The 24782-nt window shown below is 73.1% G+C and carries 24 protein-coding genes; 8 read left to right on the forward strand and 16 right to left on the reverse strand.

Translation table 11 applies throughout. The annotated features are described in order from the left end of the window. Positions 1 to 30 precede the first annotated feature (30 nt). Both ITX44_RS23470 and ITX44_RS23475 read right to left on the reverse strand, forming a co-directional pair. A complete protein-coding gene (locus ITX44_RS23470) occupies positions 31 to 834 on the reverse strand; it encodes an ABC transporter ATP-binding protein (protein WP_205359312.1) in 804 nt (267 codons plus the stop codon). Then, positions 831 to 1124 (reverse strand): SHOCT domain-containing protein, encoded by a 294-nt coding sequence (locus ITX44_RS23475; RefSeq protein WP_205359313.1) that lies wholly within the window; start codon positions 1122 to 1124, stop codon positions 831 to 833. The genes ITX44_RS23470 and ITX44_RS23475 overlap by 4 nt, the downstream gene beginning before the upstream one ends. A gap of 256 nt (positions 1125 to 1380) precedes the next feature. Here ITX44_RS23475 and ITX44_RS23480 point away from each other — a divergent pair, with 256 nt between their 5' ends. Beyond that, positions 1381 to 2193 (forward strand): DUF2797 domain-containing protein, encoded by an 813-nt coding sequence (locus ITX44_RS23480; protein ID WP_307795454.1) that lies wholly within the window; start codon positions 1381 to 1383, stop codon positions 2191 to 2193. A gap of 287 nt (positions 2194 to 2480) precedes the next feature. On the opposite strand, the gene ITX44_RS23485 is transcribed toward ITX44_RS23480, so the two are convergent. After that, positions 2481 to 3701 (reverse strand): ROK family protein, encoded by a 1221-nt coding sequence (locus ITX44_RS23485; RefSeq protein ID WP_205359315.1) that lies wholly within the window; start codon positions 3699 to 3701, stop codon positions 2481 to 2483. A gap of 17 nt (positions 3702 to 3718) precedes the next feature. Between ITX44_RS23485 and ITX44_RS23490 the strand changes: the two genes are divergently transcribed. The 3 genes from ITX44_RS23490 (at position 3719) to ITX44_RS23500 (ending at position 6337) form a co-directional block, all read left to right on the forward strand. After that, a complete protein-coding gene (locus ITX44_RS23490; RefSeq protein WP_205359316.1) occupies positions 3719 to 5035 on the forward strand; it encodes an MFS transporter in 1317 nt (438 codons plus the stop codon). A 175-nt stretch (positions 5036 to 5210) separates the two neighbouring features. Further along, on the forward strand, positions 5211 to 5567 hold the full coding sequence (locus ITX44_RS23495) for an SCO4225 family membrane protein (protein ID WP_205359317.1): 357 nt from the start codon (positions 5211 to 5213) through the stop codon (positions 5565 to 5567). Positions 5568 to 5602: 35 nt separating this feature from the next. Then, entirely contained in the window at positions 5603 to 6337 is a 735-nt protein-coding gene (locus tag ITX44_RS23500) for a maleylpyruvate isomerase family mycothiol-dependent enzyme (protein ID WP_205359318.1), read from the forward strand. A gap of 43 nt (positions 6338 to 6380) precedes the next feature. Here ITX44_RS23500 and ITX44_RS42275 read toward each other — a convergent pair whose 3' ends face one another. Further along, positions 6381 to 6806: a MarR family winged helix-turn-helix transcriptional regulator gene (locus tag ITX44_RS42275; RefSeq protein ID WP_205359319.1), complete on the reverse strand. Its 426-nt coding sequence runs from the start codon at positions 6804 to 6806 to the stop codon at positions 6381 to 6383. A gap of 85 nt (positions 6807 to 6891) precedes the next feature. Here ITX44_RS42275 and ITX44_RS23510 point away from each other — a divergent pair, with 85 nt between their 5' ends. Next, positions 6892 to 8415 carry an MFS transporter gene (locus tag ITX44_RS23510; protein ID WP_205359320.1) on the forward strand — a complete coding sequence of 508 codons (1524 nt, stop codon included), beginning with the start codon at positions 6892 to 6894 and terminating at the stop codon, positions 8413 to 8415. Positions 8416 to 8565: 150 nt separating this feature from the next. On the opposite strand, the gene ITX44_RS23515 is transcribed toward ITX44_RS23510, so the two are convergent. Further along, positions 8566 to 9231 carry a response regulator transcription factor gene (locus tag ITX44_RS23515; RefSeq protein ID WP_205359321.1) on the reverse strand — a complete coding sequence of 222 codons (666 nt, stop codon included), beginning with the start codon at positions 9229 to 9231 and terminating at the stop codon, positions 8566 to 8568. Continuing rightward, complete coding sequence (locus tag ITX44_RS23520) at positions 9228 to 10454, reverse strand: sensor histidine kinase (protein ID WP_205359322.1); 1227 nt, start codon at positions 10452 to 10454, stop codon at positions 9228 to 9230. The genes ITX44_RS23515 and ITX44_RS23520 overlap by 4 nt, the downstream gene beginning before the upstream one ends. Before the next feature lie 370 nt (positions 10455 to 10824). On the opposite strand from ITX44_RS23520, the gene ITX44_RS23525 reads away from it, so the two are divergent. The 3 genes from ITX44_RS23525 to ITX44_RS23535 all read left to right on the forward strand — a co-directional run bounded on the left by ITX44_RS23525 (position 10825) and on the right by ITX44_RS23535 (position 15201). Continuing rightward, positions 10825 to 12171 (forward strand): sugar phosphate nucleotidyltransferase, encoded by a 1347-nt coding sequence (locus ITX44_RS23525; protein ID WP_205359323.1) that lies wholly within the window; start codon positions 10825 to 10827, stop codon positions 12169 to 12171. A 37-nt stretch (positions 12172 to 12208) separates the two neighbouring features. Then, a complete protein-coding gene (locus ITX44_RS23530) occupies positions 12209 to 12910 on the forward strand; it encodes an NAD(P)H-binding protein (protein ID WP_205359324.1) in 702 nt (233 codons plus the stop codon). Positions 12911 to 13008: 98 nt separating this feature from the next. Next, the gene (locus ITX44_RS23535; RefSeq protein ID WP_205359325.1) at positions 13009 to 15201 is read left to right on the forward strand and encodes an AGE family epimerase/isomerase; all 2193 of its coding nucleotides are present in this window, start codon (positions 13009 to 13011) and stop codon (positions 15199 to 15201) included. A gap of 164 nt (positions 15202 to 15365) precedes the next feature. Here ITX44_RS23535 and ITX44_RS23540 read toward each other — a convergent pair whose 3' ends face one another. The 10 genes from ITX44_RS23540 to ITX44_RS23585 form a co-directional block, all read right to left on the reverse strand. Next, positions 15366 to 15932, reverse strand: a complete 567-nt coding sequence (locus ITX44_RS23540; protein WP_205359326.1) for an RBBP9/YdeN family alpha/beta hydrolase — start codon at positions 15930 to 15932, stop codon at positions 15366 to 15368. Between the two features lie 99 nt (positions 15933 to 16031). Next, positions 16032 to 16490, reverse strand: a complete 459-nt coding sequence (locus ITX44_RS23545) for a VOC family protein (protein WP_205359327.1) — start codon at positions 16488 to 16490, stop codon at positions 16032 to 16034. Positions 16491 to 16492: 2 nt separating this feature from the next. Then, positions 16493 to 16873 carry a nuclear transport factor 2 family protein gene (locus ITX44_RS23550; RefSeq protein ID WP_205359328.1) on the reverse strand — a complete coding sequence of 127 codons (381 nt, stop codon included), beginning with the start codon at positions 16871 to 16873 and terminating at the stop codon, positions 16493 to 16495. A gap of 95 nt (positions 16874 to 16968) precedes the next feature. Next, the gene (locus ITX44_RS23555) at positions 16969 to 17436 is read right to left on the reverse strand and encodes an ester cyclase (RefSeq protein ID WP_205359329.1); all 468 of its coding nucleotides are present in this window, start codon (positions 17434 to 17436) and stop codon (positions 16969 to 16971) included. Then, positions 17433 to 18992: a GMC family oxidoreductase gene (locus ITX44_RS42730; RefSeq protein ID WP_205359330.1), complete on the reverse strand. Its 1560-nt coding sequence runs from the start codon at positions 18990 to 18992 to the stop codon at positions 17433 to 17435. The genes ITX44_RS23555 and ITX44_RS42730 overlap by 4 nt, the downstream gene beginning before the upstream one ends. Positions 18993 to 18995: 3 nt before the next feature. Then, positions 18996 to 20522 carry a GMC family oxidoreductase gene (locus tag ITX44_RS23565; protein ID WP_205359331.1) on the reverse strand — a complete coding sequence of 509 codons (1527 nt, stop codon included), beginning with the start codon at positions 20520 to 20522 and terminating at the stop codon, positions 18996 to 18998. A 31-nt stretch (positions 20523 to 20553) separates the two neighbouring features. After that, on the reverse strand, positions 20554 to 20964 hold the full coding sequence (locus ITX44_RS23570; RefSeq protein ID WP_205359332.1) for a hypothetical protein: 411 nt from the start codon (positions 20962 to 20964) through the stop codon (positions 20554 to 20556). Beyond that, complete coding sequence (locus tag ITX44_RS23575) at positions 20961 to 22232, reverse strand: MFS transporter (protein ID WP_205359333.1); 1272 nt, start codon at positions 22230 to 22232, stop codon at positions 20961 to 20963. The genes ITX44_RS23570 and ITX44_RS23575 overlap by 4 nt, the downstream gene beginning before the upstream one ends. A gap of 247 nt (positions 22233 to 22479) precedes the next feature. Beyond that, positions 22480 to 23160 (reverse strand): DsbA family oxidoreductase, encoded by a 681-nt coding sequence (locus tag ITX44_RS23580; protein WP_205359334.1) that lies wholly within the window; start codon positions 23158 to 23160, stop codon positions 22480 to 22482. Positions 23161 to 23208: 48 nt separating this feature from the next. After that, complete coding sequence (locus tag ITX44_RS23585) at positions 23209 to 24696, reverse strand: MFS transporter (protein WP_205359335.1); 1488 nt, start codon at positions 24694 to 24696, stop codon at positions 23209 to 23211. Between the last annotated feature and the right edge of the window lie 86 nt (positions 24697 to 24782).

Genomic DNA, 24782 nt, shown 5'->3' on the forward strand with positions numbered 1-24782 from the left:
CGGGCCCGCGCGCGGATTCGGCTGCCGTGCTCACTGTGCCCCGCCTCCGCCCCGCCCGTCGAATGCCTTCATCCGGTCCAGTACGGCGCCGGCGGTGGGCCCGGTCATCCGGTCCACCAGGCGGCCGTCGGCGAGGAAGACCACCTCGTCGGCGTGGGCCGCCGCACTCGGATCGTGCGTGACCATGACCACGGTGCCGCCCATCTCGCGTACCGCGCGGCCGAGCAGGGCCAGCACCTCGCCGCCGGAGTGCGAGTCGAGGTTGCCGGTGGGCTCGTCGGCGAACACCACCTCGGGCCGGCCGGCCAGGGCGCGGGCCACCGCGACGCGCTGCTGCTGGCCGCCGGACAGTTCGCCCGGCCGGTGCCGCAGCCGCCCGCCGAGGCCGACCACGTCGATCAGGCCGTCCACCCAGGCCGCGTCCGGGCTGCGCCCGGCCAGGTCGAGCGGCAGCGTGATGTTCTCGGCGACCGTGAGGGTCGGCACCAGGTTGAAGGACTGGAAGACGAAGCCGACGCGCTCGCGGCGCAGCAGGGTGAGCTGCCGGTCGCCCAGGGCGCCCAGTTCGGTCTCCCCGATGTACGCCGCGCCCGAGGTCAGCGAGTCCAGACCCGCCGCGCAGTGCATCAGCGTCGACTTTCCGGAGCCGGAAGGGCCCATGATCGCGGTGAACCGGCCGGCCGGGAAGCCGACGGTCACCGCGTCCAGGGCGCGCACGGCCGCGTCCCCCGTGCCGTACACCTTGGACGCGGCCACCACCCGGGCGGCGGCCGTGATGTCCGCCGCGGCCCCCGTCCCGGCCGTCACCGCTCCTGCGGCCACTCCCCCGGTCATGCCGCACCACCCTTTCGGCCGCGCGGCGCCCGGGCGAAGTGCTCCTCCAGTACGGACATCCGCCGCCAGTACTCCTCCTCGTCGATCTCCCCGGCGGCGAAGCGCCGGCCCAGCACCGCCATCGGCGAGTGCTCGCCGCCGTTCCCGGTCACCCGGTGCTGCCAGGGCCCGCCGCGCCAACCGGCCCGCCGTACCACCGTGACCACGGCGGCCACCACGGCCGCCCATACCAGCGGCACCAGCAGCACCCACGGCCCCGGTCCTCCGTCGTGGAACGCGAGCGACACCATCGCCCACCACCTCCTGTGCGGTTCTTCTCAGACGCTCCGAGCCTGCCGCCGCCGACCCCGCCCGGTCGTCGTCCGGCCAGCGGCACCGGGGCTGCTCCGCGGGGAGTACGGCGCCGCGCCCGGGCTGCTCCGCCGGACGGCACCCGGACTGTCGGTGGGGGGACGTAAAGTCCGGGGTATGTGGTGGTGCACGGGGGTGCGGTGGCAGGACGGTCGGCCCGGGTGGGGGTGGCGCGGGCCGCGCGGCGAGGGACGGGTGAGCCCGCTGGCGGTGGGCGGGCCGCTGCAATTCACCGTGCCGTCCGATGCCGGGCGCCGATGCGGCGGTGTGGTGCGCGGCGGCACCTGGACCGCGTGCCCGTACGGCGCCGAGCTCGCGCCGCAGGTCCGGGGCGGGCAGTGTCCGGCGTGCGCCGCGCTGGACCGCTCCTCCTCGGTGGCCGCGGACACCCGCGCCGACGACCCGCGCCCGTACCGGGTCTACCTGGCGTACTTCGGTCCCGGCCGGCACAAGGTCGGGATCACCGGGGCCGAGCGCGGCTCCGTACGCCTCCTGGAGCAGGCCGCCCTGTGCTTCACCTTCCTCGGCGAGGGCCCCCTGATGACGGCACGCCGCACCGAGGCGGTCCTCGGCAGCGCGCTGCGCGTTCCCGACCGCGTGCCCGGCACCGCCAAGCGCGCGCCCCGTTTCCGCCTTCCCCCCGCCGCCGAGCGCGCCGCCGAACTCCGCCACCGCTACGAAGAAGTGACGGCGCGCCGCGACCTGCTGCCCGACTCGCTGCGCAGGCTGCCCTTCCGCGCGGTGGACCACGTCGCCCTCTTCGGCCTGGAGAACCCCGCACCGCCTCCGTCCGCCGAGGTCACCGCCCTGCCCCCGGGCACCGGCCTGACCGGCACGGTGACCGCAGTGGCCGGCCACGACGTCTACCTGACGTCCTCCGGCACCCGCCTCCTGCTGGACGCCCGCCTGACCATGGGCCTGCCCCTGACCCGGGAAGCCGGCACGCCCTCACCTGCGCCGACCGCCCCCTTGCGCATACCGACGGACGAGACGCAGCCGCTGTTCTGATCGGGCGAGCAGGTCGGCAACCGGGCAGGCAGCCCGGCCGGCTGAGTGACCGTCCACGGGCGGACTCGGGGGATGCCTGCGCCATGAGGTTGCCCGCGCCGAAGTGCGGCCGATCGGGTGGGCGACCAGCAACCGGAAACGGCTGAACAGCCGGGCTGACCGAGTGCCCGCTCGCGGGCGAGGGGCTGCGGGTCGGCAGGCACCTGCGCTGACGGGTCCGGTGCGGCCCGCGCCGAAGTGCGGCCGATCAGGTGAACGACCAGCACCCGCCCGACCGGCCCTACACCTCAGCCGAGGACCGCCAGAGGATCGTCGAGCACCGGCTGCCACGCCAGTTCAGCCGCTCCCACCAGGCTGTTGTGGTCCAGGGCGCAGGCCAGTAGGGGGACGCTGCCGCTGCGGCCCCAGAGGCTGTGGTCGGCGACCACGGCCCGCAGCGCTTCGGGGTCGGCCTCGAAGAGGTGGAGGTGGAGTCCGCCGAGCAGGATGCGGTCCGGGTTGAGGACGTTGACCAGGCCGGCCAGGCCGCGGCCGAGGCGGTCGATGAGGACGTGGGCGGCGGCGCGGACGGCCGGGTCGGCGTACTCCTCGCGGAGCAGGTCGCGGCTCTGCTGGAGCAGCGAGCCCTCGGGGCCGGGGGTGCGGCCGGCGGCTTCGAGGAAGGCCAGCGGGTCGGCCTCGACGTCCAGGCAGCCGCGGCTGCCGCAGTGGCAGGGCCGGCCGTCGGGCACCACGGTCAGGTGGCCGACCTCCAGGGCGAGGCCGGCGCTGCCGGTGTGCAGGCGTCCGCCGAGCACAAGTGCGCCGCCGACGCCGCGGTGCCCGGAGGCGACCACCAGCAGGTGCTCGGCGTCGCGGCCGGCGCCGTGGCGGTGTTCGGCGAGCGCCGCCACGTTGACGTCGTTGCCCACGAAGGAGGGCACGGGTTCGCCGTCGGGCCCGAGGATGCCGACCCGCAGGATCTGCTCGGCGAACACCTGGCGCACCGGCGCGCCCGCCGGCCAGGCCAGGTGCAGGGGGTTGAGCGCGGTCCCCTCGGGTTCGGCGACCGCGGAGGGCACGGCCAGGCCCGCGCCGATGCAGACCCGCCCGGACGCGCGCAGCAGCGCGGCGCCGGCCTCGACCACCGCGCCGAGCACATGCGCGGGGTCGGCGGGCACGGTCATGGACCCGGGCGCGGTCGCCACGATCTCCCCGCCGAGCCCGACGAGCGCGGCCCGGAAGCCGTCGGCGTGCACCTGGGCGGCCAGGGCCACCGGCCCGCCGGGCGCCACGTCGAGCCGGTGCGAGGGGCGCCCTTGCGCGCCGGACGGGCCCAGCGGTCTGGTGTCGACGCGGATCAGCCCGAGCGCCTCCAGTTCGGCGGCGACCGCGCCGGCCGTTGCCCGGGTCACCCCGAGTTCGGCGGTGAGCAGTGCGCGGGTCGCCGCGCGGCCGGTGTGCACGAGGGAAAGTGCCGGGCCGAGCGCCCCCCGGCCGCGCTCAAGCCTTGTCCGAATCTGCGTCACCCCTCTATTCTCACTTTGTGCCGACGCTAAACAAAATAGGGACAGTGCTGTCCCGCTCCCATCGTGCCGCCTCCGCCGCCCGCACCGCCCCGACCGCCGCCGTCGACCCCGCGCTGCGCACCCTGCGCACCGCGCTGACCGTGTTCTTCGCCGTCGACGGCTTCCTGTTCGCCGGCTGGGTGGTCCGCATCCCCGCGATCAAGGCCCAAGTGGGCGCGTCGGCGGGGCAGCTCGGGTTGGCGCTGCTCGGCGTGTCGGCCGGCGCGGTCGCCACGATGGTGCTCACCGGCCGGCTGTGCCGGGCCTTCGGCAGCGAACGGGTGACGGTGGCGACCGGCGTCATGCTCGCCTTCAGCATCGCGCTGCCGCCGCGCACCCACTCCGCCCTGGCCCTGGGCCTGGTGCTGCTGTGCTTCGGCGTCAGTTACGGCGGCCTGAACGTCGCGATGAACAGCGTCGCCGTGGACCTGGTGGCAGCCCTGCGCCGCCCGGTGATGTCCAGCTTCCACGCCGCCTACAGCCTGGGCGGCCTGCTCGGCGCGGGCCTCGGCGGCATCCTGGCGCCCCACCTGTCCCCCGCGACCCACCTGCTGCTGCTCACCCCGATCGGCCTGGCCGCGATCCTGCCGGCCGGCCGGGTGCTGGTCGCCCACCCCATCGGCCGCACCCCGGCGCAGACCAAGCCGGCACCGGCCGCGCAGACGCCGGCCACGCAGCCATCCACCTCACAAGCACCCGGCGCACAGGCACCCACCGCCCCACCGCGCCCGGCCGCCGGCGGCCACCCGGCCGTGCTGGTCGCCGTCTTCGGCCTGATCGCGGCGTGCACGGCGTACGGCGAGGGGGCGCTGGCCGAGTGGGGGCCGCTGCACCTCCAGCAGGACCTGCACACCGGCCCGGGCCTGGCGGCGGCCGGGTACGCGTGCGTGGCGCTGGCCATGACGCTCGGACGGCTGTCCGGCACCACGCTGATCGAGCGGTTCGGCCGGACCCGGGCACTGGTCCTCGGCGGGCTGACCGCGTGCGGCGGCATGCTGATCGGCGCGCTCGCGCCGCTGGCACCGCTGGTGATGGTCGGCTTCGCGATCACCGGCCTGGGCCTGGCCAACCTCTTCCCGACCGCGATCGCCCGGGCCGGCGAGCTCACCGGCCCCAGTGGGGTCGCCGCCGCCTCCACCTTCGGCTACGGCGGGATGCTCCTGGGCCCGCCCTCGATCGGCTTCCTCACCGACGCCTTCGGCCTGCCGACCGCGCTGACCACGGTCGCCGCCCTGGCCGCGGTCGCCGCGGGCATCGCCTGGTCGGTACGGCGCGAGGGCGCGGGCGCGCGCTGAGCCGGGGCCGACCCGGGCCGGCGTACCGGGGAGCCGCAACGTACATCCACGGACGGATTTGACGTACGCCACAGGCGCTCTTCCGGCCCCGCGGCGGCATATTGGTCGGCACGCGGGAGGTGTTACCGCGCGTAGCACCCGCCCGCTCCGTACCGAGGCGCCCGCAGGAGGAGCGATGCGCATACCGACGTGGGCGGCGGCCGCCGCCCGGAGCCTGCTGCGGGAACGGGTCTCCCGCGGCTATCTGTGGACGGTCGCGATCGCGCTGGCCCTCGTGCTGGTCGACACCGCCGCGCGCTCGCACCTCCACCTGTCGCCCACCGAGGTGGTGCTGATGCTGCTGACCCTGCCCTGGACGCCGCTGCTGTGGTCGCTGTTCGCCACGCTGGGCGGGATGAACGGGGGCGCCACGGCGTACGGCTGGTGGGGCTGGTCGTTGACGGTGCTGGCCGCGGTGGTCTCGGCGGTGGTGAACGCGGGCCTGCTCGGCTGGCTGGCCCGGCTGCGCAGGCGCCGGATTCCGGCCGGCTGACCCCGGGCGGAAGCCCCGTACTGCACAATCCCGGTATGGAGACCGCCGAGTTCATCGACACACTGCGCCGGGAAGGGCCGTTGCTGGCCGACGCGGCGGCCGGGGCCGGGCTGGACGCCGAGGTGCCGCCCTGTCCGGGCTGGCGGGTGCGCGATCTGGTGACGCACACCGCGTCGGTGCACCGCTGGGCGGCGGACTACGTGCTCACCGGCGCCATGGAACGCAAGGCCCTGGATCCGGCCGCACCGGACGACGGCGAACTCCTCGACTGGTACCTGCGGATGCACGGCCGGCTCACCGAGGCGCTGACCGCCGCCCCGGCGGACCTGACCTGCTGGTTCTTCCTGACCGCACCCTCGGCGCTGGCCTTTTGGGCGCGCCGGCAGGCGCACGAGACCACCATGCACCGGATCGACGCCGAAAGGGCGCGTGGAATCGCGCTCTCCCCGGTGGACAGCGCCTTCGCGGCGGACGGGGTGGACGAGTTGCTCGCCGGCTTCCACGGCCGGCGGCGCAGCCAGGTCCGCACCGAGCAGCCGCGTACCCTGCGGATACGATCGACCGACACCGGGCACGACTGGCTGGTGCGTCTGTCCGCCGAGCAGCCGGTCACCGAGCGCGGAGCGGATGGGCCCGCGGACTGCACGATCAGCGGGCGGGCGAACGACCTCTACCGCGCGCTGTGGAACCGCGGCCCGTACGAAGCGCTGGCCGTCGAGGGCGACGGCTCGCTGGTGGAGCTGTGGCAGCGGACCGCCGCGATCGGCTGAACCCCGGCCGATCCAACCGCAGTGGCCCCGGGGCCCGCCTGCGTCAGGTGAGGCCGGTGCCGGTCAGCGGGTTCGCGCCCTTGGGCAGCATCCGCTCGAGTACGGCGAGGTGGCCAGGACGCGCCTTCTCGTAACGCTCCCAGCCCTCGGGGGTGAGGGCGACACGCACGCCGCGCCGGTCCTCGCTGCAGATGTCCCGGCCGACCAGGCCCTCCTTCTCCAGGCGGGCGACCAGGCGGGACAACGCGCTCTGGCTGAGGTGGACGCGGTCGGCGAGTTCCTGGACGCGGAAGGAGCATCCGCCGTCCTGGGGGTCGCCGTCGGCGAGTACGTCCAGCACCTCGAAGTCGCTGGCACCCAGTCCGAACTGGTGCAGCTCACGGTCGATCTCACAGGCCGTGCGCGCGTGAACGGCGAGGATCTCTCGCCACTCCGTCACGAGCGCTCGCTCATTCCTGTCGCCGGTCATGCCCTGAGGGTAGCAGAAAACGGACCCGCATGCACGCACATTAAATGCATTTGCATTGGATGCGCGTGCATGTAAACCTATGGCCATGACCTCTCCGTCAATCACCGTCCCCCGCACCACTCCGCAGTGGAGTGCCCGGCAGTGGGGCACGCTCTTCGTGCTCTGCGCCGCGCTGTTCCTGGACGCCCTCGACGTGTCCATGGTCGGCGTCGCACTCCCCTCGATCGGTGTCGACCTCCACCTGTCGACCTCCTCGCTCCAGTGGGTCGTCAGCGGTTACATCCTTGGTTACGGCGGTCTGCTGCTGCTCGGCGGCCGCGCGGCGGACCTGCTCGGCAGGCGCCGCGTCTTCCTGATCGCCCTCGGCATCTTCGCCGTGGCGTCCCTGCTGGGCGGCCTGGTGGACTCCGGTTCCCTGCTGATCGCCACCCGGTTCGTCAAGGGCCTGAGCGCCGCGTTCACCGCGCCGGCCGGCCTGTCGATCATCACCACCTCGTTCGCCGAGGGGCCGATCCGCAACCGGGCCCTGACCATCTACTCCAGCTGCGGCGCCACCGGCTTCTCGATGGGCCTGGTGCTCTCCGGCTTCCTCACCGAGGCGGGCTGGCGCTGGACCATGCTGCTGCCCGCCCCCGTGGCGGTGATCGCGCTGATCGCCGGCCTGAGGCTGATCCCGAAGGCGCCGCGCGAGAAGCGCGAGGGGCGCGGATACGACCTGCCGGGCGCCGTCACCGGTACGGGAGCCATGCTCCTGCTGGTGTTCACCGTGGTCTCGGCGGGCAGCGCGGGCTGGGCCTCGGCCCGTACCCTCGGGTCCTTCGCCGGGGTCGCGGCCCTGCTGGCCGCCTTCGTCGTCGTCGAGAACCGCTCCGCCCACCCGCTGATCCGGCTCGGCGTGCTGCGCTCGTCGGAACAGGTGCGGGCCAACATCGGCGCGGCCACCTTCTTCGGCTCCTACGTGGCCTTCCAGTTCCTGGTCACGCAGTACCTGCAGAACGTCCTCGGCTACAGCGCCATGCAGACCGCGCTCGCCTTCCTGCCGGCCGGATCGCTGGTGGCGATCCTGTCCACCCGGATGGGACCGATCGTCGACCGCTTCGGCACCCTGCGGGTGATCGCCTTCGGCTTCACCGCCCTGGTGATCGGGTACGTGCTGTTCCTGCGGATCAACCTGCACCCGAACTACGCCACGGTGATCCTGCCCTCGATGCTGCTGCTCGGCGCGGCCTTCGCCACCGCCTTCCCGTCGCTCAACATCCAGGCCACCAACGGCGTCCGCGACCACGAGCAGGGCATGGTCTCCGGCCTGCTCAACACCTCCTTCCAGGTCGGCGGGGCGATCTTCCTGGCCGTGGTGACCGCGGTGGTCACCTCCGGCTCCGGGGCGCACGCGGCGAGCAAGCAGGCGGTGCTCGACAGCTACCGGCCCGGCCTGTGGGTGGTCACCGGGATCGGCGCGGCCGGTCTGCTGATCACCATGTCCGGCCTGCTGCGCCGCCGCCAGGCCTCGTACGGCACGCTGCTCGCCACCTCCGAGGACGCCCAGGCCCAGGCGCACACCGACCGGACGGCCACCGACTCCTCCGAGCAGGTCGGCGCCCGCGACTGAACCCCGCGTCTCCCCGGTCCGTACTCAGGTACACGTCCCCGACCGGATGACGGTGAACGGCCCCGCGCGACGAGGGAGCGCGCGGGGCCGTTTCGCGTCCGCGCCGCGGATGTTCCGTGGACGGCTGCGGATATTCCGTGGGGGTTCCGCTCAGCCGAGCCAGCCGGGGCGCACCAGCCCGGACTCGTAGGCGAGTACGACCAATTGCGCCCGGTCGCGGGCGCCGAGTTTCACCATGGCCCGGCTGACGTGCGTCTTCGCGGTGAGCGGGCTGACCACCAGGCGGCGGGCGATCTCCTCGTTGGACAGGCCGATGCCGGCCAGGGCCATCACCTCGCGTTCGCGCTCGGTGAGCCGGTCGAGGGCAGCGGCGGCGGCCGGTTCCTTGGAGCGGGCGGCGAATTCCGCGATCAGGCGGCGGGTGACGCCCGGGGACAGCAGCGCGTCGCCGTCCACGACCGCGCGCACCGCCCGCAGCAGTTCGTCGGGCTCGGTGTCCTTGACCAGGAAGCCGGAGGCGCCGGCCCGGATCGCCTCGAAGACGTACTCGTCGAGTTCGAAGGTGGTGAGGATGACCACCTTCACCCCGGCCAGATCCGGGTCCTCGGTGATCCGGCGGGTGGCGGCCAGCCCGTCCGTCACGGGCATGCGGATGTCCATCAGCACCGCGTCCGGCCGCAGCTCGCGTACCAGCCCCAGGGCCTGCTCTCCGTCGGCCGCCTCGCCGACCACCTCGATGTCGTCCTGGGCGTCGAGCAGCGCCCGGAAACCGGCCCGGACCAGCACTTGGTCGTCGGCGAGCAGGACACGGATCACGGGCGCTCCTCGGCGGCGCGGGTCGGCTTCGCGGGGCCGGCCGCGGCGGCGGCCGGGTGGTCGGGTGCGGTGAGCGGGAGCCGGGCGCGGACTTCGAAGCCGCCGCCGGGGCGGGGGCCGCACTCCACGGTGCCGCCCAGGGCCGCCGCGCGCTCGCGCATGCCGACCAGGCCGTTGCCGCCGCCGCTGTCGCCGCCCGTGACCGCCGGGCCGTCGTCCTCCACGCCGATGTCGAGCAGCCCGGGCAGGTAGCGCAGCCGGACCCGGGCGGTACGGGCGCCGGAGTGCCGTACCACGTTGGTCAGCGCCTCCTGGACGATACGGAAGGCGGCCAGATCGGCGCCCGGCGGCAGCGCCGTCGCGGTGCCCTCGACCCGGACGTCGGCGGTGAGGCCGGCCGCGGTGGCCTGTTCGACCAGTTCCGGCAGCCGGTCCAGGCCCGGCGCGGGCGAGCGAGGCGCCTCGCCGGGGGCGCGCAGGGTGCTGAGCACCTGGCGGACCTCGCCCAACGCCTCCTTGCTGGCCGCCTTGATGGTGGTGAGCGCGGTGCGCGCCTGTTCGGGGCGCTCGTCCATCAGCGCCAGGGCGACGCCCGCCTGCACGTTGATGACCGAGATGCTGTGCGCGAGCACGTCGTGCAGTTCGCGGGCGATCCGCATCCGTTCCTCGCCGGCCCGCCGCCGCTGGGCCTCCTCGCGTTCCCGCCGGTCACGGGCGATCTGCTCGCGGCGCAACCGGAACAGTTCGGCCGCGGCCAGCACGGCCAGCAACCAGGCCGCACCGCCCGAGGTCTGGGCCCACGACGCGCCGTGATCATGCGCGGGCGGCAGCCACCGGTAGAGCCACTGGCCGATCAGCACGTGCCCGGCGTAGACCACGGCGGCCACGATCAGCACCGCCTTGCGGTGGCCCGCCGCGACCGCGCTGAAGAACGCCACCACCAAACTGGCGAAGACCGGGCCCCAGGGATACCCGAGCGCGACGTACGCCAGGGTGACCGCGCCCACGCCGGCGGCCACCGCGACCGGCCGACGCCTCCGCAGAAGCAGCAGCGCGGGCCCGGCGAGCAGCAGCACGTAACCCAGCGCGTCGAGCGACACCCGCTGCGGCTGATGCCTGCCGGCCACAGCGCTGCCGACCACCTGGAGCACGGCCAAACCGACCACCGGAACCCACACCGGGCGCCGGCGGCGCGCCGTCCAGGGCGGCTCCTCGTACGTCATGCGTCCCACGCTAAACCGCGGCCCCCGCCCGGGCGTCCCCCGGCCGCGGGCGGTACGCCTACTCCGCCGGGAGTACGAAGCGGCTCCGCGACGGATACCCCAGGGGCGCGGGGCTGTACGGGTACACGGCCGGCGCCGCGTGGGCGCGACCGGCCCGGTCGGATGTCGACGACCCTCCCGCGCAGGTCGTGAACAATCCGTCCTCGATATCGTACGGACACATCCGCCTCAGCAATGTCTCCGGGATCAGGAGATTGATCGGAAACCTCTTACTTGTCGAAATCCATTGCGGACTTGACGGAATAAATGGTTGCGGATTGACCGCCGCAGACCCCCGAGGTTGGATTCCAGCACGAGATCGGGGGAACCAATGAACTCGGACAATCAATTTGTCGGTGTGCTATTGGCCGGCGGCCGGGGCGAGCGGGCCAAGCCGCTGACCCTCGCCGGGCCCACGTACCTGCGGAGCAAGGCGCTGATTCCGTTCCTCGGCCGGCCGCTCATCGAGTGGACGGTCGAGCAGATCCACGAGCAGGGCGCGGACGACTTCTACGTCGTCGCGCACGGCCTGGAAAACCGGCTGCAGATCTCCTCGCTGCTGGGGGCCGGAGACCGGCACGGGGTCTCGGTGCGGTACTCGCGGACCCGGCTGGACCGCTACAACACCGGTTCGGGCGCGGCGACACTGCACAACATCGAGGCCTGGGACCTGACCGGCGACGCCCTGGTGCTGCCGGTCGACTCGGTCGTCGACCTGGACGTGGCCGCGATGCGGCGACGGCACCGGGAGTCGGGCGCGGTGGTGACGGTCGCCGTCGTCGAGCGTCCGGCGGCCGAGGTGGCCGGCAAGTACGGGACGATGTCGGCCGACGCCGACGGCCTGGTGTCCGAGTTCCTGGAGAAGCCGACCCGCGAGGTCGCCGACCGGCTGGCCCGCGAGCGCGAGGACCAGGGACTCGGCAGCGCCCTGCCGACCAGCGCGGGCCTCTACCTGGTCGACTGCGCCGCGCTGCGGGACGTGGTCCGGCGGGCGGGGCTCGTGCGGCGCGGGACGGGGACCCTGGACTGGGGCGGCGACCTGCTGCCCTGGCTGGTCGGCGTCGGCTGCCCGGTGGTCACGCACCCCATCGGCGAGATGGGCGACCTGGGCAGCGTCCCGGACTTCCTGCTCAGCGCCATCGGTGCGCTCGACGGCCGCTTCCCGCACGTCACACGGGCCCTGGGGCCCAGCCTGGACGGTGCCTCGGCGGTATGGATCGACCCGACGTCCCTGGCACTGCCCGACCCGCGGACCGGCCTGACGCTGGCCGAGAAGATCGTGACGGGGATGGTCGAGATCGGTCCCGGGGTACGGATCGGCCGGCACGTGGAGATCGGCCCCGGCGTGCGCCTGGACCATGCCGACCTCGGCGACGGGGTGGACGTGGCCGAAGGCGCGACGGTGAGTCGCGCCGTGTGCGCCGACGGCGCGATCGTCGGGCCGCACGCTGTCGTCACCGACAGCTATCTCGGGCCGCTGGTCACCGTCGGCTCGAGCCGCCGCCGGCCGGCCCGGCTCCAGGCCTTCACCGCGCTCGGCGACGGTGCGGCCGTCCCGCCCGGGATCCGGCTGTCGCAGGTGACCGTCTACCCGGGCCTGCGCATCCCGCGCGAGGCGCGCGTTCCGGCCGGCTCCCGGCTGGCCAGCGCCCAGGAAGTCCTGGATCTCGCCGGCTGACAGCGGCCGGGAGCTCCGCAGCCACGGAAGGGGGAACATGATGAACCGTGTTGTGGTGATCGGGGGTGGAGGCCGGCTCGGCCGGCTGCTCGTCGGGGCTCTGGCCCGCCGGGGAGCGCAGGTCGAGGTGGTCAGCAGACAGCCCGCCGCGACCCGGCACCGACTGCCGCGCGGAGTCGGCGTGCACGGCGGCGACGTGCGCGACGCCCGGTCCCTGACCGGGCCGCTGGCCGGGTGCGGCGCCGTGGTCTTCGCGGCCGAGACCGGCTTCGCCGACGACGGTCCGGACAGCCCGCGCGCCACCCTCTACGAAGGCGTGGCCAACACCGTCGATGCCGCACGCACCGGAAGCAAGGCGCCCCGCGTGCTCCTGGTCAGCCAGATCTGCGTGACCCGGCCGGAGCATCCGACCAACGCCTACGGCCGGCTGCTGGACTGGCGGCTGGCCGGCGAGGAGGTGGTGCGCGACTCGGGGCTGCCGTACACCGTCGTGCGCCCCGGCTGGTTCGACGACGCCGCCCGGCACGGCGGCATCCGGCTCGACCAGGGCGACGCCATGAACGGCTTCATCCGCCGCGAGGACTGCGCCGAGACCATCGCCGAGGCGTTGGCGAGCCCGGCGACCGTCGGCGTGACGTTCGAGGTCTTCAACGAACCGGCGCCGGCGGCCGCGGCCGGGGTCCACGACTGGCCGGCCATGTTCGGCGCGCTCGACGCCGACCTGGACCCGGTCCGGTGAGACCTCCGGCGCACCGCGCGGGCGCCCCGGATCCGTCGGGGTCCGCTGTCCGCGCGGGCGCGGTGAACTCCTGAGGGTTGTAGAAAGGTGACGCAAAAATGGCCAACCCATCGCCACGACTGACCTTTTCCGACACGCTTGCCGGTTACATCACTTCCTCGGACCCCGCGCGGCGCCGTTTCGAATTACGGACCGCCGACGGACGGCGGCACACCGTCGAGATCGCCGAGAACGCCGCGGCGCGCATCGTGCGCAACCTCGGCGAGGACTACCGCGACTGCAGCCACCGCCTGATCGACATGCTCGCCGAGGGCCGCTTCGTCTACGTCTACGCCATCTTCTACGAAGACCCCTCCGGGGTGGTCATCGAGGGCAAGGAGCTGACGTTCCCGGAGGAGGATCGCGGCGTCTACGTGTTCGAGGACCCCGACTGGTGGCTGCGGCAGGTGACCGAGGTCGCCGATTTCTACCTGCGCGGCCATTTCCCCGACGGCAAGTACGACTGGCGGAAGTTCCGCACCAAGCTGACCCTGGCCGGCACCCACCTGCCCGAATTCGGCGGCCAGGACGTGCGGCAGGAGACCGACACCATCTCCCGCCTCGTCTACGGCCTGGCGACCGCGTACCTCATGACCGGCAAGGAACGGTTCCTGGAGGCGGCCGAGACCGGCACGGACTATCTGCGCACCCAGATGAAGATCCACGACGCCGCCGCCGGGATCGCGTACTGGTACCACGGCATCGACATCACCGCGGCCGGCGACCGCAAGGTCCTGGCCTCGGAATTCGGCGACGACTACGACGCCATCCCCATGTACGAGCAGATATACGCGCTGGCCGGGCCGGTGCAGACCTACCGGGTCACCGGCGACCCGCGGATCGCCGAGGACCTGGACCAGACGCTGGCCCTGTTCCGCGAGCACTTCGCCGACCCGGTGCACGGCGGGTTCTTCTCCCACCTGGACCCCGTGGCGCTGGACCCCAAGGCCGACAAGCTGGGCCGCAACCGCGCCCGGAAGAACTGGAACTCCATCGGCGACCACGCCCCGGCGTACCTGATCAACGCCTTCCTGGCCACCGGCCGCCGCGACCTCGCGGACATGCTGGAGCAGACCGCCGACGCGATCGTGGCGCACTTCCCGGACGAGCCGGACAGCCCGTTCGTCCAGGAGCGATTCCACGAGGACTGGAGCCCGGACCGGAGCTGGGCCTGGCAGCAGGACCGGGCGGTGGTCGGCCACAACCTGAAGATCGCCTGGAACCTGACCCGGATCGCGGCGCTGCGGCCCAAGGCCGCGTACGGCGATCTGGCCCGGCGGCTCGCCGAGACGATGCCGGAGGCGGGATCCGACCTGCAGCGCGGCGGCTGGTACGACGTCGTCGAGCGCACGGCGTCCCACGGCCCGGCCGGGCACCGCTTCGTCTGGCACGACCGCAAGGCCTGGTGGCAGCAGGAGCAGGCGATCCTGGCCTACCTGATCCTGGCCGGCACCGGCGGCGACCCCGAGCACCTGCGGCAGGCACGGGAGTCCGCGTCCTTCTACAACGCGTTCTTCCTCGACCACGACGACGGCGGCGTCTACTACAACGTGCTGGCGTCCGGGCTCCCGTACCTGCTCGGCAACGAGCGCCTCAAGGGCAGCCACGCGATGGCCGGCTACCACTCGGTGGAGCTGTGCTATCTGGCCGCGGTCTACACCGGACTGCTGCTCGGGCGGCATCCGCTGACGCTGCATTTCAAGCCCACGCCGGACTTCCTGCCCGGACGGCAGCTACGGGTGGCGCCGGACCTGCTGCCGGCCGGGCAGGTGCGGCTGGACGCGGTATGGGTCGACGACCGGCCCTGGCACGACTACGACCCGGAGGCCATGATCGTCAACCTGCCGGCCGGCGACCGGCCGACGCGCGTGCGGGTCATGCTGGTGCCCTCGACCATGCGCACGCATCTGACCGGCGACACCGACGGGAAGACCGCGCACGTCCACGTGCGCGGCCCGGTGGGGGACGAGGAGCTGGGCCGGTTCCGGCGCGTTCTGGACTCGGCGCTGAGCGGGGATCCCGAGCGGGTCGAGGTGCACCTGGAGCGGGTGAACGCGATGTGCCGGCAGGCGGTCAACGAGTTGCTGGTGTCCCGTTCCAAGGCGCGGCTCGGCACCGAGTTCGCGATCGCCGGAAGCGCGGCGCCGCAGGTGGCGCTGGCGCTTGCGGCCACCGACGCCTTCGTGCTCGACCTCGACGTCGTCGAGGTGGGTGCCGCACTGCTGCCGGGTGACCGCGGCCCGAGCCGGTGAGCCACCGCACGGCCCGGGCGGCCCGCGCGCCTGAAGCGCCGGGCCGCCCGGGCCGTCGGCTTCCCGCCTGCGTCGGCCCCGATCAGCCCTGATCGGGGCCGTACGCGTGGCCGGCACGGTGGCCGGGGTCGGTTCGGTCCGGGCTTGCGGCCGACGGCGGCGTTTCAGCCGAGCAGCTCCCGGACCAGCCGCAGCGCCTCGGGCAGTTCCGGGCGCGTCGAGCCGTGGCTCGGGAAGTGGCCGCCGTCGGGCATGAGCAGGACCCGGGCTCCGAGCTTCCCGGCGAAGATCATCATGTGCTCGGGGACGCGGGCGCCGGTGACCGGGTCGTCGACGGCGTGCAGCACCCGGGCGCCCCGCACGGCGGCGCGGATGCGCGGCCAGTCGAATCCCGGAGTGTAGAAGCCCTTGAGGTGCGAATAGCCGAGGTCGCCGGCCATCGAGGCGACCAGGAGCAGGCCGCGGAAGGGGCCGTGGGCCGCGACGTCATGGTTCTGCAGCAGCCGCAGCAGCGCGACGCCGCCGAGGCTGTGGCCGACCAGGACGGTGTCGGCCGGCGCGGCAGGCAGCGCGGTCTCAATGGTCTTCTGCCAGCCGTGGGGGTCAGGCTCCGCGGGGAGTGCCGGCACGGCCACCTCGTGCCCGTCGGCGCGAAGCCGCCCGGCGAGCCAGGGATACCAGTTGCCTCCCGGTGATCCGTTGACGCCGTGGCTGATCAGTACCCCGCCCATGGCCGATCCTCTCAATCATGACGATAACGTTGTGTTTTGCTGCAAGATGACACGTAACCGGCCCCGCCGTCGACGGGGCCGGTTCCGTGAATCGCCGGTTCAGGACAGCTTCGCCAGTTCGGCGGGGTCCTGATCGCGGTAGCCCTGGCTGACCTCCACGACCACACCGTCCGGATCGCTGACCCACACGGTCTTCCAGCCCGGGATGTACTCGTCGAAGCCCGCTGGGCCCAGGGTGATCGGCAACCGGCCGTCGGCGGCCGCCAGGAAGGCGTCCACGTCGTCCACCTGGAAGGCCAGGTGCCGCGCCAGGCCCGGCTGCCGCGGACCGTCGTCCTTCGCCTCGAAGGCGGCCTCGGCGTCGGTGCCGAACAGCTCCAGGTAGACATCGCCGCGCCGCAGGAACACGACCCGCCAGCCGTCTCCGGCGACCACCCGGGCCCGGCGGAAGCCGAACCAGTCGCGGTAGAACGCCTCGGTCGCGTCCTGGTTCCGGCAGTTCAGACCGACGTGCGACCAGCGGACCGTGCGCAGGACCGGGGCATCGGCAGCACTCATGGTCAGGCCCCCTGCGGCTGCTGGATCGGCGCGAACGGCACGCTGTCGTGGAAGTTCGCCATGTACGTGATGCGCCCGTCCTCGATCCGGAAGTAGTTGCACACCCCGGCCTCGATGCCGGCGCCGGAGTGGGTCCGGGCTGTGATCGTGGAGATCACCGCCGCCTGCACGCCGTCGATGACCACGTGCACCGGCTTGTTGGCGAACACGGCGAACGTCTCGGGGAAGCCGCGCATCATCTCGCGCAGCGGCCCGATGCCCTCGACGTGCCCGGCCAGTTGCTCGTCCATCACCAGGTCCTCGGCGAACAGGTCGCACCAGGCGTCCCAGTCCCCGGCGTTGGCGAGTTCGTAGTAGCGGTCGACGACTTCCTTGATGTGCATGGGAATCCTCCCGTCTGTAAAGGGGTCGATCACTGGCATGGATCGCCGGCCCGCATGACCGGCCTGGATGAACGGCATCGGTCACCGAGGGCGGATCACTCGGGGTCGGTCCAGCCCGGCAGCGGGTAGCCCATCTGCCCCAGCAGGCTCAGCAGGTCGTCGACCGCCCAGCGCTCGGCGAACCGGTCGCCGTCGAACCGCCAGATCTCGTGCGTGTACCAGCTGAGTTCGGCGCCGGTCGGCTCGATGCCCAGGAAGGTGCCGACATGCCGGCCGGTCAGTTTGATCCGGGTGTAGACCCGGTCGCCGGCACCGACCACGTCCTCCGGTTCGGCCCGCATGTCCAGCGCGGTGATGACGGCGGCCAGGTTGCGCCGGTAGACATCCAGGCCGGTCACGTCGACCAGGCCCGGGTGGTGGTCGGTGAAGTCCGCGGTGAGCACATCGTCGAGGCGCTCGTACTCGCGGCGGTTGAACAGGTCCGCGAAGGCCAGGTACAGCTTCGCTCCGGAGTCGTCGGACAGCGCCATCGCGCCGCTCCCCTCGTGGTCGGAATGTTTCACAACCCGCTGTCCGCGATGACCATGTCGGCCGCCTTCTCGCCGATCATGAGCGTTGCGGCATTGGTGTTGCCGGCGACGATCCGCGGCATGACGGACGCGTCGGCCACTCGCAGGCCGTCCACGCCGCGCACTCGCAGCCGCGGATCGACCACGGCGTCCTCGCCCGTGCCCATCCGGCAGGTGCCCACGGGATGCCACAGGGTGCCGGCGTATCCCCGTACGTATGCGATGAGCTCCGCTCGGGTCCGGGCGTGCGGCCCAGGGGCGATCTCGGCCTTGGCGAAGGGCTCGAACGCCCGGCTCGCCGCAAGCGCGCGGGCCGTCTCCACGCCCTCCAGGAAGGACTCGACATCGGCGCGGTCGGTCAGATAGCCGGGATCGACCGCCATCCGCTCGGCCGGGTCCCCCGACGTCAGGCGGACCGATCCGGTGCTGCGCGGCTGGGTGATCACCGGGGCGAAGGTGAAGCCGGGGCCGTCCTGGTCCAGGTCGGGCGGCACGAACTTCAGGCCGCCGAGGTTCATCTGGAGCCCGGGCGGCTCCTCGGCGGCCTGATCGCCGGTCCTGACGAAGAACCCTGTCTCCGCGATCAGCGTCGCCTCGGCGTCCCGGAACCCGGTGCTGAGGTACGCGACCGGAAGGATCATGTGGTCCTGCAGGTTCGCGCCGACTGCGGGCAGGTCCGCGACGACGCCGATCCCGTGCCGGCGCAACTGGCCGGCCGGGCCGATGCCGGAGAGCATCAGCAGGTGCGGGGACTCGAAGGCACCGGCGCAGACGATGACCTCCCGCTCGGCGCGCGCGTACTCGTACCTGCCGTCCCGCACGTACGCGAGCCCGGTGACCCGCCCGCCGGCCACCGTCAGCCGGGTCGCCAGGCTCCGGTCCCGGACGGTCAGGTTCGGCAGGTCCAGCGCCGGGTGCAGGTAGGCGGTGGCCGAACTGGACCGGGTCAGGTCGGGGTTCTTCGTGGACTGGTAGAAGAAGACCGTGTCCTCCTGCTCGGCGGCGTTGTAGTCGAACGCCGCGCCGCCGTCCCGAAGGCCGATTTCGGCGCCGGCCGCGAACAGCGCCCGGGAGACCGGCGTGGCTTCGGCGTGCGTCAGGACGCTGACCGGACCTTCGGTGCCCCGGTAGTCCGACGCCTGGCCGCGGAAGGTCTCGGACCGCCGGAAGTACGGCAGTACATCCCGATACCCCCAGCCCTCGTTGCCGAGTGCGGCCCAGCGCTCGAAATCGCGCCGGTTGCCGCGCACATGCAGCATCGCGTTGATCGAACTCGACCCGCCCCACACCTTGCCCCGGGCGATCGGCACGACGCGCCCGCCGAGTCCGGGCTGGGGCTCGGTGGCATAGCCCCAGTCCAGCTCGCCCGGCCCCCACAGCGACAGCACGCCGGACAGCGCCTGGTCGTGGATCTCCGGCCGGAGGTCCGGACCGCCGGCCTCGACCAGCAGCACCCGCGCCGCGGTGCGCGAGGCCAGCCGGTGCGCGACCACGCTCCCGGCCGATCCCGCGCCGACCACGACGAAGTCGTACCCCTCCTCGGCGGCCACGGCTCAGCCCCGCTCGGGCGCGCGGCCGGCGATCAGGTCGGCGGCCCGCTCGGCGATCATCAGCACCGCGCTCTGCGGGTTGCCGCTGGTGACGTCCGGCATGACCGAGGCGTCCACCACCCGCAGCCCGTCCACGCCGCGCACCCGCAGCTGCGGGTCCACGACCGCGAGTTCGTCGGTGCCCATCCGGGCCGTGCCCGTGTAGTGGAAGTACGAGCCCGCGTTCGCCCGTACGTACTCGGTGATCTCGGCCCTGGTCGCCACGCCGGGACCCGGCGTGACCTCCTTGACACCCCACTGGGCGAAGGCCGCGGTGCCCAGCAGTTCCCGGCCGATCTCGAAGCCGCGCACCAGCCGCTCCAAATCCAGTGGATGCGACAGATAGCGCGGGTCGGCCAGCGGGGCGTCCGCCGGATCGGCCGAGGCCAGGCGCAAGGTGCCGCGCGAGAGCGGACGCGTCACCCCCGGCAGCATCGTGGCCAGCTTCGGATCCGGAGCCGGCTGGAACTGGGCCCGGTGGATGAACCCGATCTCCAGGTCCGCCGTCGGCCAGCCGCCGGTGTTGAGGAACAGGCACGCCTCGGCGAGGTTCAGCCGGGGCTCCGGCGCCGCGCGCTCGGTCATCGCGACCGGCGCGACGACCAGCACGTGGTCGTGCAGGTTCTCGCCGACCCCTGGCAGCGCGACCGCGGTCGGGATCCCGAACTCGGCCAGGTGCTCGGGCCGGCCGATGCCGGAGAGCATCAGCAGCTTGGGCGACTGGAGGGCGCCGGCGCTCAGGATCACCTCGCGATCGGCGTGGGCCTGCATGGTCCGGCCGTCCTGCGTGTACTCCACGCCGATCGCGCGGCCACCGGACATCAGCACCCGGGACACCGGCGCTCCGGCGGCCAGCGTCGTGTTCGGCCGGGCCGTCGCAGGCTCCAGGTACGCCTTGCGCACGCCGTACCGCTTGCCGTCCGCGATGTGCAGGTGATGCCATCCCGCGCCGTTCAGCGTGGCGTTGAAGTCCGCGGTCTCCGGGTGTCCGAGTTCGACGCAGGCCTCGATGAAACTGCGCGAGAGGGGGTTGCCACCGTGGTCGGCCGGATTGACAACGGGGACGGGGCCGCCGGTGCCGGCGGACGGGTTGGCGCCGTCGTGCTGGTCCTCGAACCGCTGGAAGTACGGCAGGACGTCCTGCCACGACCAGCCGGGCGCGCCGTGGTGGGCCCAGCCGTCGAAGTCGGCCGCGGCGCCGCGCACATGGATCATGTGGTAGAGGTTGGTGGACCCGCCGATGCCCTTGCCCGCGGCCAGATAGACCTTCCGGCCGTCCAGCGCGGCCTGTTCGGTCGAGAAGTACTGCCAGTCCAGGTCGGTGAAGTGGTGCTCGGCCCAGCGGTACGGGATGTCGACGGTCTCCGGGATGGACGTGCCGCCGGCTTCCAGCACCAGCACCGTGACGTCGGGGTCCGCGCTCAGCCGGGCGGCCAGCACGCTGCCCGCCGCTCCGGCGCCCACCACGATGTAGTCGTAGTTCTCTGTCATCCGGGTACTGCCTTCCGGCTCGGACCGGTGCTCAGACCGGTATCGGGGTCAGGGTGCCGACCTGGTAGTCGGCGATGCGCTGCTTGCCGTCGGGGCCGCCGGCGGTGAGCTTCCATGCCTGGTCGACCCGGAAGGCCAGGCGCTCGTCGTCGGCGAGCTGCCGGGCGGTCCACACCACGGTCACGGTCACGTCGGTGCCCGACTCGGTCGGCACGGCGAGGAAGCGCTCGATGGTGTGCGTCTGGTCGGTGTAGATCCGGCCGACGGCGGCGTACCAGTCCTCGACGTCGGCGTGGCTGAGCAGCGTCCCCTCGGGGAAGGCCATGCGCAGGCCGTCGTCGACCACGAAGCCCAGCAGCTGCTCCACCGGTGCGCGATGGCTCAGGGCGTCGAACCAGTCCTGGGCGAAGGTGCGCAGCGCTGAGGTGTCCGGCTCGGTCATGTCGTCTCCACTTCTTCTGGGGTGTCGGTCGGTGCGTGAACGGGAGCGGGATCCTTGGGCCGCGGCGCCCGGCCCTGGCGTACGGCGACGGCCAGGGCGACCAGTGCCAGCGCCTCGGCGACCGCGGCGGCGGCGCCGAGCCGGCCGGGGTTCCCGCCGAGCAACGCCCCGCCGGCCGCGCCGCCCACGGCCTGCCCGGCGTAGACGGCTGAGGCGGACAGCGAGAGCACGACCGGGGCCTGCGGCAGGCCGGCCACCGCGACCAGGCGCTTTTGTTGCGCGGGATAGAACATCCAGCCGGTGAGCGCCCAGAACACGACGAGCGCGGCCAGGGCGACGGCGACGCCGGCCGAGGGGCGGGTGCGCCAGGCGAGCAGGCCCAGCGCGCCGTAGGCGACGACCAGCCCGCCGATGGAGAAGGCCGCGACGGCGCTCGGCGAGCGGTGGTCGGTCAGCCAGCCGGCGGCGGCGGTCGCGATCAGGGCGGCCACGCCGTAGCCGAAGTACACCGCGGCCAGGGCCCCGCCGCGGATACCGGCGGTGTGGCCGGCGAACCAGGCCAGGTAGGTGTAGAGGGTGTAGACGCCGGCGAGCGCCAGGACGATCGAGGTCAGCGTGGCCGGGACACCGCGGATCGCGGCGACGGCCAGTCGCTCGCGCAGCGACGCGGTGCCGCCGGCGGGGATCGGCGGCAGGGACGTGGCCAGGCCGATGAGGGCGACCAGGCCGAGGACGGTGACGAGCACAAAGGTCCAGCGCCAGCCCAGGTTCTGACCGACCAGCGTGCCGGCCGGGACGCCGAGCGCGCCGGCCAGTGTCAGGCCGCCCAGGACGGCGGCCAGGGCGCGGCCCCGCTCGTGCGGTGCGGCCAGGCCCGCGGCGACCGCGGTGGCCGCCGGGGTGTAGAGGCCCGCGCCGAGCGCGGCGAGCACCCGGGCCGCCGCCATGGTGCCGTAGTCCGGGGCCAGGGTCGCCACGACGTTGGCCGCGACGAAGACCGCCAGGGCCGTCGTCAGGAGCCTGCGCCGCTCGATACCGCCGCTGACGACCGCGAGGATCGGCGCGCCGAGTGCGTACACGGCGGAGAACACGGTGACCAGCAGGCCGGCGGCCGCCGTACCCACGTGCAGGCCGGAGGCGACGGCGGGCAGCACGCCGCTGATCACGTAGACGTCGGTGCCCAGCGCGAAGCTGCCGAGCGCGAGCAGCAGCACCGGGCGGCGGGCCGGCGGGCCGGGAAGCACCGCCGTGATCGAGCCGTTGCTCATGGGACTCCCCCAGAGGTCCGCTGGTGTCTGCACACCAGAAAGTAGATTCGGCGGGGCGCCGGGAGGCGGCCGGCCCGGCGCGGGACGCGGACTGCGTCAATTGCGGGTGCCGACCTCGGAAAGTCGCGGGAGAAGTCGCGGGAGATTCGCGCCGGACGGCAAAGGGCGCGACCCGCGCACCCGGGCGGTGACGGCAGGGCACTGATGCCGTGCCGCCACTGCGCCGGGGCGCGAGTCGCGCCCTGGTTCAGCAGGTGAAGGCTTCCTCGCCCGCGGCACCGTCCTCGGCGTCGGCCCCGTCGGCGGCGGCCCGCTCCAGCAACTGCACGAACACGGCCACCTCCTGAGCGCCGGACACCGACCACTTGCCGTCGACGACGAACGTCGGCACCGAGGAGACGCCCATGGCCCGGGCCGCGTCGACCTGCTCGCGGATCTCCTTCGCCCCCTCGTCGGAGGCGAGGTAGGCCGCCACACGCGTCCGGTCCATGCCGACCCCGACCGCCATGTCCGCCAGTTGCGCCACGTCGCCGATGTCGCCGCCCTCGGCGAAGCGGGCCGCGTACATCCGGGCCTTGAGCTCGGTCTGCGTCCGGCGGCCGTGTTCGAGCTCGGCCAGGCGCAGCAGCCGGTGGGCGAGCAGGGTGTTGCTGCTCAAGGCGGTGCGGGGGTTGTACGGGATGCCGTCGCGCCCGGTGATCCGGGTGACGCGTTCGACGATCTGCGCGGCCTGCTGCGGGCCGAACAGGCCGTCCAGGAACTCCAGATGCGGCTTTGCCTCGGTGGGCAGCGAGGGGTCGAGCTGGAAGGGCCGGTGGATCACCTCCACCCGGTCCGCGCCCGGGAACCTCTCCAGCGCCCGCTTCAGACGGTGCATGCTGATGTAGCACCACACACAGCCGATGTCGCTGTAGAAATCGACCTTCATGCCTGTCTCCTTGCCTCTTTGTCCTTCTCCCGGTGTCGCGGCGCGTGTTCAGGCTTCGAGTACCGGCTCGTCGGCGCCTTGGTCCGCGGCCTGGGCCGGCTCCTGGGCCTGGGGCTTCTGCCGTCCCGGCAGGTGGGTGAGCGCGATCAGCAGCGCCACCGCCTCGGCCGCGGCCGCGCCGACCAGGCCCCAGCGGTAGCCGCTGAGGACGGGGTCCGAGGCGCGGGCCAGCACCTGCGAGTGGGTGTGGTTGGTGGCGATGGTGGTGAGGACGGCCAGCCCCAGCGCGGCGCCGACCTGGATGCTGGCGTCGAACAGGCCGGAGGCCAGGCCGGCTTCCTCCTGGGACACGAACGCGGTCGCGCCGACGGTCGCGCACACCCAGACGATGCCGCCTCCGGCGCCGATCAGCACCTCGGGGAAGAACTGCTGCGTGAAGAAGGCGCCGCCGTCGATCCGGGAACCCAGGAGCGCGCCGGAGAGCACCAGGACGTTGCCGAGCACCGCGGTGCCCTTGATGCCGATCCGCGGGATCAGCCGGGCCACCAGCAGGGTCGCGGCGAGCACCAGTGACAGCGCGAGCGGAACCATGGACAGGCCCGCGCGCAGGGGCGAGAAGCCGCGCAACTGCTGGAGGTACAGGGTGAAGAAGAACATCGAGGGGATGATCCCGGCGGTGGTGAAGGCACCGACGAGGTTGCCGCCGCGCTGCACGGTGCGCTTGAAGATCCCCAGCGGCACCAACGGGTTGGAGGCGCGGGTCTGGATCACGGCGAACAGCGCCAGCAGGACGATCGCGGCCGCGCCGAAGCCCAGGGTGTGCGCGGAGCCCCAGCTGTAGCGGTCGGTCTCGACCAGGGTGTAGACGAGCAGCGACATGCCACCGGTCAGGGTCAGCGCGCCGGGCAGGTCGAAGCCGCCGGAGAAACCGGCCGACGGGGTACGCGGCAGGATGCGCGGGGCGATGAAGGCCGCGGCCAGCGCGATCGGCACATTGACGTAGAACACCGCCTGCCAGCCGAACCAGGTCACCAGCAGCCCGCCGAGGATCATGCCGGCCGCGCCGCCGGCGCCCGAGACGGCACCGTACAGCGTCAGGGCCTTGCCGCGCTCCGCCTGGTGGTCGGGTGTGTCGTCGGGGTAGACGGTGAGCACCAGGGACAGCGCGGCCGGCGCGGCGAAAGCGGAGGCCAGCCCCTGGAGGCTGCGCGCCGCCAGCAGCACACCCGGTGTGGTCGCCAGGCCGCCGACCAGCGAAGCGGCGGCGAAGAAGACCAGCGCGCCGATGAACAGCTGGCGCCGGCCGAACATGTCGGTCAGCCGCCCGCCCAGCAGCAGGAAGCCGCCGAACAGCAGCACGTAGGCGTTGGTCACCCAGGGCAGGTCCTGTTGCGCGAAACCCAGGTGCTTGGCCATCGACGGCAGCGCGACGCCGATGATCGTCGAGTCGAGGATGAGCATGAACTGCACGGTTAACAGCAGCGGCAGGGCGAACCTGTGGCGTTCGGCCCCGACCGCCGCACTCGGATGGGACATGGCGGGATCTCCTCGCGTGAGTGGGCTCCGGCGGACACCGAAGCCGGGTGATCCTGATGCAGGATGAGGAAGCCGCAGGTCACAGG

Origin of the sequence: Actinacidiphila acididurans (assembly GCF_016918855.1) — a bacterium.
GTDB classification, from domain to species: Bacteria; Actinomycetota; Actinomycetes; order Streptomycetales; family Streptomycetaceae; genus Actinacidiphila; species Actinacidiphila acididurans.